This is a genomic window from Streptomyces sp. NPDC093600 (assembly GCF_044764755.1).
GTDB lineage: Bacteria > Actinomycetota > Actinomycetes > Streptomycetales > Streptomycetaceae > Streptomyces.
In genome coordinates this window covers 222,839-235,395 of sequence record NZ_JBIWIU010000006.1, presented here as the reverse complement: position 1 = coordinate 235,395, position 12,557 = coordinate 222,839, and the positions used below count along the sequence as shown (strand labels likewise).

The 12,557-nt window shown below is 74.1% G+C and carries 11 protein-coding genes; 7 read left to right on the top strand and 4 right to left on the bottom strand.

The genetic code is table 11. From position 1 onward, the window contains the following. Positions 1-60: 60 nt before the first annotated feature. The gene (locus ACIRB4_RS17640) at positions 61-2,478 is read left to right on the top strand and encodes a right-handed parallel beta-helix repeat-containing protein (RefSeq protein ID WP_403292173.1); all 2,418 of its coding nucleotides are present in this window, start codon (positions 61-63) and stop codon (positions 2,476-2,478) included. Here the strand turns inward: ACIRB4_RS17640 and ACIRB4_RS17635 are convergent. Further along, complete coding sequence (locus ACIRB4_RS17635) at positions 2,448-4,949, bottom strand: hypothetical protein (RefSeq protein ID WP_403292172.1); 2,502 nt, start codon at positions 4,947-4,949, stop codon at positions 2,448-2,450. The genes ACIRB4_RS17640 and ACIRB4_RS17635 overlap by 31 nt on opposite strands. Before the next feature lie 134 nt (positions 4,950-5,083). Between ACIRB4_RS17635 and ACIRB4_RS17630 the strand changes: the two genes are divergently transcribed. From ACIRB4_RS17630 to ACIRB4_RS17620, 3 genes are read left to right on the top strand one after another with little or no spacing between them, the layout of a single operon-like run. After that, on the top strand, positions 5,084-5,911 hold the full coding sequence (locus tag ACIRB4_RS17630) for a DeoR/GlpR family DNA-binding transcription regulator (protein ID WP_403292170.1): 828 nt from the start codon (positions 5,084-5,086) through the stop codon (positions 5,909-5,911). Between the two features lie 12 nt (positions 5,912-5,923). Further along, the gene (locus ACIRB4_RS17625) at positions 5,924-6,373 is read left to right on the top strand and encodes an SRPBCC family protein (protein WP_403292168.1); all 450 of its coding nucleotides are present in this window, start codon (positions 5,924-5,926) and stop codon (positions 6,371-6,373) included. A 56-nt stretch (positions 6,374-6,429) separates the two neighbouring features. Then, positions 6,430-6,930, top strand: coding sequence for an SRPBCC family protein (locus tag ACIRB4_RS17620; RefSeq protein WP_403292166.1), 501 nt, complete (start codon positions 6,430-6,432; stop codon positions 6,928-6,930). Here the strand turns inward: ACIRB4_RS17620 and ACIRB4_RS17615 are convergent. Then, entirely contained in the window at positions 6,890-8,032 is a 1,143-nt protein-coding gene (locus ACIRB4_RS17615) for a PLP-dependent cysteine synthase family protein (protein WP_403292164.1), read from the bottom strand. The two genes, ACIRB4_RS17620 and ACIRB4_RS17615, sit on opposite strands and share 41 nt — an antisense overlap. Positions 8,033-8,211: 179 nt before the next feature. Here ACIRB4_RS17615 and ACIRB4_RS17610 point away from each other — a divergent pair, with 179 nt between their 5' ends. Both ACIRB4_RS17610 and ACIRB4_RS17605 read left to right on the top strand, forming a co-directional pair. Further along, on the top strand, positions 8,212-8,517 hold the full coding sequence (locus ACIRB4_RS17610; protein ID WP_403292163.1) for a hypothetical protein: 306 nt from the start codon (positions 8,212-8,214) through the stop codon (positions 8,515-8,517). 242 nt (positions 8,518-8,759) lie between these two features. Continuing rightward, entirely contained in the window at positions 8,760-9,362 is a 603-nt protein-coding gene (locus ACIRB4_RS17605) for an ATP-binding protein (protein ID WP_403292162.1), read from the top strand. Positions 9,363-9,697: 335 nt separating this feature from the next. Here the strand turns inward: ACIRB4_RS17605 and ACIRB4_RS17600 are convergent, their stop codons facing one another. After that, positions 9,698-10,462, bottom strand: coding sequence for an SAM-dependent methyltransferase (locus ACIRB4_RS17600; RefSeq protein WP_403292160.1), 765 nt, complete (start codon positions 10,460-10,462; stop codon positions 9,698-9,700). Positions 10,463-10,532: 70 nt separating this feature from the next. Further along, positions 10,533-11,759 (bottom strand): ROK family protein, encoded by a 1,227-nt coding sequence (locus tag ACIRB4_RS17595; protein ID WP_403292158.1) that lies wholly within the window; start codon positions 11,757-11,759, stop codon positions 10,533-10,535. Between the two features lie 105 nt (positions 11,760-11,864). Between ACIRB4_RS17595 and ACIRB4_RS17590 the strand changes: the two genes are divergently transcribed. Further along, positions 11,865-12,518, top strand: coding sequence for an endonuclease (locus ACIRB4_RS17590; RefSeq protein ID WP_403292156.1), 654 nt, complete (start codon positions 11,865-11,867; stop codon positions 12,516-12,518). The last annotated feature ends 39 nt before the right edge of the window (positions 12,519-12,557 follow it).

Sequence of the window (12,557 nt, the reverse complement as noted above, 5' to 3'; positions counted from 1 at the left end):
GCGCGCTACGGTGGGGCATCGGATCAGCGGCGACGCATGAGGCGGGGGCAGAGCACACCCATGGCACAGGGCACGGTCCAGGTGACGCACACCGGCACATCCCGGTGGCGGAGGCGCACGGGTGAGTACGCCTCCCTCGCCGCGGCCCTGGAGGCCGCCGGGGACGGCGACGTCCTGACCGTCGCGCCCGGCACGTACCGGGAGAACCTCGTCATCCGACGGGCCGTCACCCTGCGCGGACCGGAGGGCGGGATCGGTTCGGTGCGGATCGCGCCCGCGGACGGCGTGCCGCTCACCGTCCGCGCCTCGGCGACCGTGCAGGACCTGCATGTCGAGGGCCAGGACGCGGCCGCCCCCGCGCTGCTGGTCGAGGACGGCACACCCGAGCTGCTCGACCTGCGCGTGGTGACCCGCTCGGCCGCCGGGATCGAGGTCCGCGGCGCCGCCAGGCCCACCGTCCGGCGCTGCACCGTCGACAATCCGGCCGGGGTCGGGATCGCCGTACTGGACGGCGCGGGCGGGGTGTTCGAGGAGTGCGAGGTCGTCTCGGCGGGCCAGTCCGGCGTCTCCGTGCGCGGGGGCGCGCATCCGCGGCTCGAACGCTGCCGGGTCCATCACGCCTCGGGCGCCGGGATCACCGTCAACGGCGAGGGCAGCGGCCTCGAGGGCATCGGCTGCGAGGTGTACGAGGTCAAGGGCGCCGGTCTGCAGATCGCGGCGCGGGCCACCGTCCATCTCTCCGACTCCTCCGTGCACCGCACGTCGGCCGACGGCATCACGCTGGACACGGACGCGGTCCTGACCCTGTCCGACTGCGACATCCACGACATCCCCGAGAACGCCGTCGATCTGCGCTCCCGCTCCGTCCTGACGCTGACCCGCTCCACCGTGCGCCGCTTCGGACGCAACGGCCTGTCCGTGTGGGACCCGGGCACCCGGGTGGACGCCAACCAGTGCGAGATCCACGACAGTACGGGCGACTATCCGGCGGTCTGGGTCAGCGACGGGGCGACGGTCGTGCTCGACGCGTGCCGGGTGCACGACGTGCCCGACGCGCTGTTCGTCCTCGACCGGGGCTCACGCGCCGATGTCGTCGACAGCGACCTGTCGCAGGTGCGGAACACGGCCGTCTCGGTGAGCGACGGGGCCACCGCGCAGCTGGACGACTGCCGGATCCGCGAGGCCTCCACCGGCGCCTGGTTCCGCGACCACGGCAGCGGGGGCACGCTGGCCGGCTGCACCATCGACGCCGTGCAGACCGGGGTGATCGTCACCAAGGGCGCCGACCCGACGATCGACCGGTGCGTGGTGACCTCGCCCGCCGAGGCCGGGTTCTACGTCTCGGCCGAGGGGCGGGGCACCTTCCACGGCTGCCGGGTGACCGGCAGCGGGGGGTACGGCTTCCATGTGATGGACGGCTGCCGTACCACCCTGCGCAAGTGCCGTACGGAACGGTGCGCGCGCGGCGGGTACGACCTTCCCGAGGACGGGCCGGTCGCGGAGGACTGCACGAGCGACGAGAGCGGGGTGCGTCCGGCCCCGGCCTCGGATCCGGGCGCCGTGCTGACGGCGACCAGGTCGGCGGGGCTGCTCGGGACGGTTCCGGCGCCGCGCTCCCCCGCCGTCTCCGCGCCCGGGCCGGCCGCCGAACCGGCCCCGGTCGCCGCGCGGTCCTCCCATGACGTCCTCGGTGAACTGGACGCCCTGGTCGGCCTGGAGAGCGTCAAGCACGAGGTCCGGACGCTGACCAACATGATCGAGGTGGGCCGCAGACGGCAGGAGGCGGGGCTGAAGGCGGCCTCGGTCCGCCGCCATCTGGTCTTCACCGGCAACCCCGGCACGGGCAAGACGACCGTGGCCCGGCTGTACGGCGAGATCCTCGCCTCCCTCGGCGTCCTGGAACGCGGCCATCTGGTCGAGGTGTCGCGGGTCGACCTGGTCGGCGAGCACATCGGCTCGACCGCGATCCGGACCCAGGAGGCGTTCGACCGGGCGCGCGGCGGGGTCCTGTTCGTCGACGAGGCGTACGCCCTGTCCCCGGAGGACTCGGGCCGGGACTTCGGGCGGGAGGCCATCGACACGCTGGTGAAGCTGATGGAGGACCATCGCGACGCGGTGGTGGTGATCGTCGCCGGCTACACCGCGGAGATGGAGCGGTTCCTGACCGTCAACCCCGGTGTGGCCTCCCGCTTCTCACGGACCATCACCTTCAGCGACTACGTCCCGGACGAACTGGTGCGGATCGTGGAGCAGCAGGCCGACGAGCACGAGTACCGGCTCGCGCCGGGTACGGACGAGGCCCTGCGGAAGTACTTCTCCGAGCTGCCCAAGGGGCCGGCGTTCGGCAACGGCCGTACGGCGCGCCAGACGTTCGAGTCGATGGTGGAGCGGCACGCGGGCCGGGTCGCCGTGCTCGCCGAGGCGAGCACGGACGAGCTGACCCTGCTCTATCCGGAGGACCTGCCCGAACTCCCCTGACGTACGGTCTCGTCGGCGCCGTCGGTCCGCTGGCGGGGCAGGGCGGGCGGCAACCGGTCGAGGAGGCCGGTGCGTTCGTCGGCGAACGCCGGGTCGGCCCGGTAGTCGGAGTGGCCGAGGATCGGTTCGGGCAGCGGGTGGGCGTGGGTGCGGCCGTACACGATCGGGTCGAGCAGGGCGGGGCAGTCCACGGCGGGCTTGTCCCCTTCGGCGGGCACCCGGACCGGGCCGCCGATGGGGTCCGTGGCGCGGTACAGATTGCTCCAGCAGTGCACCGCGCGATGCAGTCCGCGCAGGGCGTCCGGGCCGAAGTAGGCGGGGAACCAGCGGCCGTAGAGGCGCTCCAGCGGGGAGCCGTAGGTGAGGAGCGCGACCCGCTTGCGTGTGGCGGGCGGGAGCTGCCAGACGGCGGCCGCGGCGAGGACACTGCCCTGGGAGTGGCCGGAGAGGACGAGCCGGCCGCCGGTGTGCCGGGTCCAGGAGCGCATGCGCCAGGTCAGGTCCGGAACGGCCCGTTCGGCGTAGCAGGGCGGGGCGAAGGGGTGTGCGGCGCGCGGCCAGAAGGTGCCCACGTCCCAGAGGATGCCGATGGTGCGGCGGGCGGCGCGGTCCTTGTAGGCGCGGCGGCCGCAGGTGACGAACAGTATGAAACCGAAGCCGATCATCCAGGAGCCGAGGGCCTGGGCGGTGTCGGCGGCGGACTCGATCGCGGGATGGGCGCCGTCGAAGGCCCGGCCGGGGACGTTCTCGCTGGCCCAGGCGCCCGCCACGGATACGGCGCCGAGGAGCAGCGTGGCGCCGGAGACGATGCCGACGAGGGCGGGGGCGGCGTCGGTGAGACCGGCGCGGGCCCGGCCGGATGAGATCGTTCCGGTACGGACGGGGTCCGGGTCCTCCGTGCCGTAGTCGGCCTCGACGACCGATCGGAGACGGCGGGCGGTGCGCGCGGTCCGCAGGACGAGGAAGGCGCCGGGCGCGAGCAGCATCAGCAGCAGGACGGGGATGACGGACGCCTGCCAGCTCAGCAGCACGGGCGGTCCGATGAGCGGCCCCTCCCCCATGCCGGGGGTGGCGGGCCCGTCCAGCCAGTCGGCGACGCGCTGGGCGACCCCGCCGGTCATCACGCCCGCGAGGGCGCAGGCGAGCATGGCGACGGCGGGTCCGCCGAGTCCGAACATGGCGGTGCGCGGGTGGCGTCGGGGGCGGTGCAGCAGGAGGGCGACGAAGCCGAGGGCGACGACGAGGCCGCCCTGGGCCAGCGTCAGCACGCCGAAGGTCATGTCACCCGGCAGGGTGCCGGTGGAGCGCCAGGCGGGGCGGGACCATCCGGCGTACAGGACGGAGAGCAGGAGCAGGACGAGGGCGGCGCTGGGGAGCCAGGTGACGAGGGCGCGTTCGATCCGCAGGTCGAGTCGCTTCTCGCTGCGGCCGCGGCGGCACACCACCCAGAGGATGACGGCGGCGAAGACGGCGCAGGCGCCCTGGAGCGCCCAGCCGAGCGGCTCGCCGAGGGAGGAGGCGGTCTCGCGGTCGTGGCGGGCGGCGGCGCCGTCGAGGGCGGCGGCCACGGTCAGGAGGCCGGCGGCCGTGTGAGCGGCGCGGAGGCGCGCGACGAGCCGGCGGCCGTACCAGAAGCCGGGGCGCCCGAGGGCGGGACGGAGCCGGGGCGGGGGCTCGGTGCCGGGCGCCGCGTCGGCCTCGGCGGGGTCGATGGTGGCGAGCTCGTCCTCGGCGGAGTCGGCGTCGGGCGCGGGCGCGAGCGGGACCTCGGGCGCGGGCGGGACCTCGGCCACGGCCGTGCCGGGCGTCTCGGCGAGCGCCTCGGGTGTGTCGTCGTACCCGGCGGGCGGCCGCTGCGCCTCGTACGCGCTCCAGGTCCGGTTGGAGAGGTACCACAGCAGGCCCACCAGCGCCGCCGGGACCACCGCGGCCAGCGCGAGCCGGCGGCCCGGCTGGGACCACCAGCCGCCGCGCTCGGCGGAGAGGAACCCCAGCCAGGAGCGGTCCTCCGCGCAGGCGGTGACCCCCGCGCACTGCCAGGCCGTCAGATCGAGCGCGACCTCGCAGGCGGCGGCGGTGAGCAGCACGGTGAGGGTGAGCGCGACCAGCCGCACCAGGACGCCGTACGTCCGGACGAGGCCGGGCCGGCCGTGGGCGGGCGGGCGCATCCAGTGGGCGAGGTTGGCGACCATGAAGGGCAGGAGCAGCAGCCACAGGGCGCGGGCTCCGTTGCCGGAGGTGAGGTTGGACCAGCAGTACGCCTCGGGGACCGGCCGTTCGGCGTAACGCTCGGGGTGGTCCTCCGCGTCCAGGTCGTCGGCGCGGCGGTACACGGCGGCGGTGGTGTCCCCGGTGACCCGTACCGTACGCGGGTCGTCCAGCATGTCCTGCGGGGTGGCTCCGCCGACACCGTGGACGAGGAGTTCGAGCGCCGCGCCACCGCTCTGCGGGACGGGTGTGGCAGGGGACACTTCGGTGACTCGCTCTCTGGATGGGAGTATTCGTCGGCAGCATCAGGATCGCGGAAGGCCGTGCGGCTGCGCAGGGCCTCTCGCGTAATCCGTCACCAATCCCCCTGTCCCCTTCGGAAGGAACGGCCCCGGCGGTGAGCGACCATCAGAATCTCCTCGCGGAGCAGCGGCGCGCCCTCATTCTGGACGAGGTCCGGCGCCGCGGCGGTGTCCGGGTCAACGAGCTGACGCGACGGCTCAACGTCTCGGACATGACGGTCCGCCGGGACCTGGACGCGCTCGCGCGGCAGGGCGTCGTGGAGAAGGTGCACGGCGGCGCGGTGCCGGTGGTCGAGGCGAGTACGCACGAGCCGGGGTTCGAGGCCAAGTCCGTCCTGGAGTCGGGTGCGAAGGACGAGATCGCCCGGACGGCGGCGCGGATGGTGCCGCCCGGTGCGGCGATCGCCCTGTCGGGCGGTACGACCACGTTCGCGCTGGCGGGGCATCTGCTTGACGTGCGGGATCTGACGGTGGTGACCAACTCGGTCCGGGTCGCCGATGTCTTCCACGCGGCGCAGCGCACCGGTTCGACGGGCGAGGCGCGTCCCGGCGCGGCGACGGTGGTGCTGACGGGCGGGGTGCGCACGCCGTCGGACGCGCTCGTGGGCCCGGTCGCCGACCAGGCGATCCGCTCGCTCCACTTCGACGTGCTGTTCCTCGGGGTGCACGGGATCTCGGTGGAGGCGGGTCTGTCGACGCCGAATCTGGCGGAGGCCGAGACGAACCGGCTGCTGATGCGCTCGGCCCGCCGGGTGGTGGTGGTCGCCGACCACACCAAGTGGGGGACGGTGGGCCTCAGTTCGTTCGCCCGGCTCGACGAGGTGGACACGCTCGTGACGGATCGCGGGCTCTCGCCGCGGGTCCGGGCGGAGATGGCGGAGCATCTGCCGGATCTCGTCGTGGCGGGCGAGGACCGGGAGTGAGGGGGTGAGCGGGTGAGCGTCTTCCGGATCGAACGCACCACGGCTCTGCCGGCCTCGGAGGCGTGGCGGCGGCTCACCGACTGGGCGGCCCACGGCGCCCGGGTGCCGCTGACCCGGACCCGGGTGCTGACCCCCGGTCCCTCGGGCGTGGGGACCCGGTTCGTGGCGCGTACCGGGCTCGGGAGGCTGGCCTTCGACGACCCGATGGAGGTCGTGCGCTGGGAGCCGCCGCCCGAACACAGCGGGAGCGAGCGGCCCGCGGTGTGCCTGCTGGAGAAGCGCGGCCGCGTGGTGCTCGGCCGGGCGCGGATCGAGGTGTACGCCGGGCCGTCCGGCGGCTCGCGCGCGGTGTGGACGGAGGAGCTGCGGGTACGCGGGGTGCCCCGCGCCCTGGATCCCGTACTGGCCTTCGCGGGGCGGCGGCTTTTCGGCCGCGCCTTGGACGGACTCCTGGGCATCTGACGGACCGACAGCTATGGTGTGCGGACCTCGGCACGACCCCTAGGGAGGTACGGTCCATGGCACGCCGACTCCGGCTCGTGGAGCTCGACTTCGCCTCGTCCGCGCCGCTGCGCCTGGTGTTCACGGCCGAGCTGGCCGCGCCGCCGGTCGCGGTCTACCGCTCGCTGGCGGAGGAGGTCGGCAGCTGGCCCTCCTGGTTCCCCGCCGTGGTCCGCGCGGCCCCGACCGGTGGCGGCGCGGGGCGTACGGTCCGGCTGCGCGGCGGGGTCCGCTTCCAGGAGACGGTCATGGCGGCCGACCCGGAGACGCGCTACGCCTACCGGGTCGACGAGACCAACGCGCCCGCCGTACGCGCCATGGTGGAGGAGTGGGTCCTCTCCCCCGTGGGGCCCGGCACGCGGGTCCGCTGGACGATGGCCGTGGACGGCCCCGCCCCGTACCTGCTCGCGATGCGGCTGGCCCGACCGGGCGTCGGCCGGTCCTTCCGGGACGCGATGCGCCGTCTGGACCGGCGGCTCACTCCGGCCAGGCACCCGTCGCCAGGAACCGGTCGATAGCAGCCGCGTAGGGCGCGATGTCCAGGCCCTGGCCGGCCAGCCAGGTGTCGGAGTAGTACTTGTCGAGATAGCGGTCGCCCGGGTCGCAGATCAGGGTCACGACGCTGCCGGTGGAGCCGCGTTCGACCATTTCGGCGACGATCTTCAGGGCGCTCCAGAGTCCGGTGCCGGTGGAGCCGCCGGCCTTGCGGCCGATCGCGGTCTCCAGGGCGCGGACGGCGGCGACGCTGGCCGCGTCGGGGACCTTCATCATCCGGTCGATGGCGCCGGGCACGAAACTGGGCTCCATACGGGGCCGGCCGATGCCCTCGATGCGGGAGCCGCAATCGGCCGTCGCCAGCGGGTCGTTGTGGGTCCAGCCGTCGAAGAAGCAGGAGTTCTCCGGGTCGGCGACGCAGATCCGGGTGTCGTGCTGCATGTAGTGCACATAGCGGGCGATGGTGGCGGAGGTGCCGCCGGTGCCGGCGGTGGCGACGATCCAGGCGGGCTCGGGGTAGCGCTCCAACCTGAGCTGCTGGTACATCGATTCGGCGATGTTGTTGTTGCCGCGCCAGTCGGTGGCCCGCTCGGCGTAGGTGAACTGGTCCATGTAGTGGCCGCCGGTCCGCTCGGCGAGGGCGGCGGACTCCTCGTACATCTTGCGCGAGTCGTCGACGAAGTGGCAGCGGCCGCCGTGGAATTCGATCAGCCGGCACTTCTCCGGGCTGGTGGTGCGGGGCATCACGGCGATGAAGGGGACGCCGATCAGCTTGGCGAAGTACGCCTCGGAGACGGCCGTCGAGCCGCTGGAGGCCTCGATGACGGGCCTGTCCGGCCGGATCCATCCGTTGCACAGGCCGTAGAGGAAGAGCGAACGGGCGAGTCGGTGCTTGAGGCTGCCGGTCGGGTGGGTCGACTCGTCCTTGAGGTAGAGGTCGATGCCCCACTTCTCCGGGAGCGGGAAGCGCAGCAGGTGGGTGTCGGCGGAGCGGTTGGCGTCGGCCTGCACCTTGCGGACCGCCTCCTTGAGCCAGGCGCGGTACGCCGGGTCGCTCCGGTCGACGTCGATGGTGGCGGCGGCGCCCGGTGCGGCGTCCGGCACGGTGTTCTCCGTGGTGCTCATGCGTCCCTCGTCCCTCTCCTCGGTCCCCATCCGGTTCCCATTGCCGACGATAACCCGCTCACCTGCGCAAACGTTCGCTTTGGGGGTCCATAGGAGTCGCTTGCAGGAGGGCCTCTGGTGCGCCCGCCGCCCGCCCGGCACACTGGGGGGAACAACCGGTGCGAAGGGGGCGGAGTGACATGGAAGAACCGGAGTTCACGGCCACGGGCGTACGGATCGAGCGCTGGCCCCGGTCGTTGACCAGGGCGGGCGAGGTCCGGATCGAGGACGGTCGGCTGTCGCTGCTGACCAGTTACGGCAGCGAGATCGACAGCGCTCCGGTGAACGCGGTGCGGGCGGGCCGGCCGTGGTTCGCGAAGCCGGACGAGACGGTGGCGAAGGTGAACGGGACGCGCTACCGCCTGACCATGGACGGCCCGCAGGACCGCGCGTCGGGGCCGGGCCGTTTCCTGGAGGCGCTGAAGAGGGCGGCCAAGAGCCGGTGACGAGGCGCCCGACGGGCCGGTCGGGTGACGAGCGGGTGAGGCGGCGTTGACCTGCGGGGCATCGCCGCGAGTTGCGGGGCGGTCACCACTGGTTCACGCTGTAACCACCTCACAGAGGGTTTACCGGCGGTGACGCTGTGGTCGCGGCGATGGCTGTGATCCAGCCCGCCGCCGCCGTGCACAGCGCAAGAAAAGATCCGATCCTTCGTCTTCTTCCGGACCTACTTCGGGGAGTCGCAGCCGTGATCAGCGAGCCAAGCAGGCACTGCACGGTGGAGCTCCAGGCCCTGCCGTCGCGGATCGGTCAGGTCCGCAGAATCGTATCGGCGCATCTGCGCTACTGGCATCTCGATGCCTTGATCGACCATGCGGCGCTCGGAGTCACCGAGCTGCTGACCAATGTTCACCGGCACGCACAACCGGACAAGATGTGCACCGTCGAGCTCGAGCTGCTGCTCGACCGTCTCACGGTCTCGGTCCGCGACAACGATCCGCGGATACCGTGCGTCGACCCGGCGTCGGGGCTCAGGAACCCCGACGACGTCGACCAGTTCGCCACTTCGGGCCGCGGTCTGGCCATCATCGAGGCGGTCAGCGAGAGCTGGGGCATCCGCCCGCACGGCGAGACCGGAAAGGTCGTGTGGTTCACGCTTCCGGCGCCGACGCCGGCCGTGGCGATCCCGTCCCGTTCCCACGCCGTCTACGGCGCGACCACCGACGGCCCCTTCGCCGGTCAGAGCCGCTTCCACGGCGCCCATGGCACGACGCTGGAGGGCGTCCCGTTCGGCACCCCGGCGGAGCCGGTCCGCGCACCGGCCGTCGCCCGGTCGGCCCTCGCGGGCTGACGGGCGGTCGCCGGTCCGGCCCGGCGCCCACGTGGCTCCGGGCGGACCGGCGACCCCCGGGGGTGGGCCGGACGGGGGCCGGGAGCGCACGCGCGTACGACGCGCGGAGCGGGCGTGGCCGGCCACGGGTCGGCGGTGAGGCATCGGCCCGACCGCCATCGGCCGGCGGGTGAGGCATCGGCTCGACCGCTACGGCCGGCAGTGAGCCGGAGCCCGACCGCCACCGGCCGCGGTGAGCCATCTGCCCGGCCGTCACCGGCCGGCGGGTGACGCATCGGCCCGACCGCCACCGGCCGGCCGTGAGCCAGAGCCCGCCCGGCGACCGCCGCCCCCCGTCAGTCGACCGGGACCAGGGTCAGGTACGCGATGCCGAGCACCGTGCGGTAACCGGCCAGCCAGGCGGAGCGCTGGCGGTCGACGTGGTCGCGGGTCTCGGCGGCGAGGGGGTGCTCCGGGTGCGCGGCCAGCCACAGTTCGGTGTCGTGGCGGTAGGCCGACTCGAACTCCTCCCACTCCTCGCGGCTGGCCGTCTCGATCCAGGCGGGCCGGAAGCCCGCCTCGATCGCCAGGTCCACCAGCCCGGCGAGCGGGAGGTGGTCGTCGGCCCGGGCGCCCGGCCACATCGCGGCGAGCTCCTCGTCCGTCGGCGTACGCTCCCAGAATCCCTCGCCCAGCACCACCCGCCCGCCGGGCCTGACCAGGCGGCGCAGCTCGCGCAGCGCGGCGGCCGGGTCGTGCGGCAGCTCAGGGTCGCAGAGCGCCTGACTGGAACCGAGGCAGAGGATCGCGTCGACGGGGCCCCTGGTCGTGCCGCGCGCCGACTCCTCGGCGAACTCCACGCGGTCGGCGAGCCCCCGCTTCTCGGCGAGGACGCGGCCCCGGGTCAGGTCCTCGGCGTTGATGTCGAGGCCGACGCCGGTCGCGCCGGGCGCCGCCTCCAGGACACGCAGCAGGAGTTCGCCCCAGCCGCAGCCGATGTCGAGCACGGTGGCCGGCGCGGACGCGGCGAGCCGCTCGATCATGCGGGTGGCTCTCGTCTCGGAGAGCGGACCGTGGAAGGTGAGGCTGCCGAGGCGTGGAGGAAGACCGGTTTCCGTCATGATCGGACGCTAGCTTTCCCTCTCGTCTCTCCGCCGCGATTTTCAGCGGGCCCGGCCGGGGAGAGCGGCCCTACGACTCCGCTCTGCCGAGAGCGGCCAGCGGGTCGTCGAGGACCGGCTGCCAGGCCAGCTCCGCCGCGCCGACCAGGCTGTTGTGGTCGAGGGTGCAGGGCAGGATCGGTACGCCGCCACTGCGGCCCCACAGACTGCGGTCGGCGACGACCGCGCGGAGCCGCTCGGGGTCGGCGTCGAGCAGCTCGCGGTGCAGACCGCCGAGGATGATCCGGTCCGGGTTGAGGATGTTCACAAGGCCGGCGAGCCCCAGGCCCAGACGGTCGATCAGCTCCTCGGTCGCGGCCCGCACGCCCGGATCGTCGGGCCTGGTACGGAGCAGATCGCGCGCCTGCTGGAGCAGGGACACCTCCGGCCCCGGCTCGCGCCCCGCGACCGTGAGGAAGGCGAGCGGGTCGGTCTCGACGTCCAGGCAGCCCCGGCTGCCGCAGTGGCAGGGGCGCCCCTCGGGGTTCACGGTGAGGTGCCCCACTTCGAGGGCGAGGCCCGAACTGCCGGTGTGCAGGCGGCCGTCGAGGACGAGCGCGCCGCCCACGCCCCGGTGGCCGGTGGCCACGCAGAGCAGGTCCTTGGCGCCGCGGCCGGCGCCGTGGCGGTGCTCGGCGAGGGCGGCGAGGTTGACGTCGTTGCCGGTGAAGGCGGGGCCCTCGATCCCCGCGGCGCGGACGCGTTCGGCGAAGATCTCCCGGACCGGCGCGCCGGCCGGCCAGGCGAGGTGGAGCGGGTTGAGGGCGGTGCCCTCGGGCTCGGCGACGGCGGAGGGCGCGGCGAGCCCGGCCCCCACACAGCGGCGCCCGCTCTCGCGGAGCAGGGCGGCGCCCGCCTCGACGACGGCGCCGAGCACCTGGGCGGGGTCGGCGGAGACCGTGACACAGCCGGGGGCGGTGGCGACGATGGTGCCGCCGAGCGCGACGAGCGCGGCCCGGAAGCCGTCGGAGTGGACCTGGGCGGCGAGGGCTACGGGTCCCTTGTCGGCGACGGCGAGGCGGTGCGAGGGGCGCCCCTGGGAGCCGGCGGCGGCGCCGGGGTTGGAGTCGACCCGGATGAGACCGAGCGCCTCCAGCTCGGCGGCGACGGCTCCGGCGGTGGCCCGGGTGACCCCGAGCTCGGCGGTCAGGACGGCGCGGGTGGGAGCGCGGCCCGTGTGCACCAGTTCGAGTGCGGGCCCGAGCGCGCCGCGCCCCCTGTCCAGCCGTGTCCTGGCCGTCGTCGCCTTGCCGTTCATGGTGGCGAGTCTCCCATGATCGGGCAGGCGCCCGGTTTCGGCGGTGGCCGAGCGGGTAGCGGCGCGGCGACATCGAGCGGTGCGAGCGGTGTATCGGGAGGCGTCATGGCACGCTCCGAGGCGGCGGCACGTGTACGGGAGCTGCTGGGGGACGACACCGGCCGGACGTACGCCGACGAGGCGGACGTCCGTCTGAAGGACACCCCGCAGCCGCTGTACCAGCTCCTCGTCCTGGCCCATCTGCTGAGCGCCCGCATCCGGGCGGAGACGGCGGTGGCGGCGGCGAGGGCGCTGTTCGCGGCCGGGATGCGCAGTCCACGGCGGATGCGGGACGCGAGCTGGCAGGAGCGGGTGGACGCGCTCGGCGAGGGCGGTTACCGGCGCTACGACGAGCGGACGGCCACGCAGCTGGGCGAGGAGGCCGAGCTGGTCCTGGAGAAGTACGGCGGCGATCTGCGCCGGATGCGGGCCGAGGCGGACGGTGACGTGGACGCGCTGCGGGCGGCTCTGCGCGAGATGCCGGGGATCGGCCCGGCCGGTGCGGACATCTTCCTGCGCGAGGTGCAGGGAATCTGGCCGGAAATGGGCCCCTTCCTGGATGAGCGCGCGCTGAAGGGCGCCCGCCGCGCCCACCTGCCCACGGACCGCGAGGCCCTGGCGCGGCTGGTGCCGCGCGAGGAGCTCCCGGCGCTGGCGGCGGCCTTGGTGCGGGTCTCGCTGGAGCGGGGCACGAAGGACAGCCACCGGGCTGCGGCCTGACGACCCCGCTCTCCGGCTCGGGCCCCTCGCAGTGGCCCT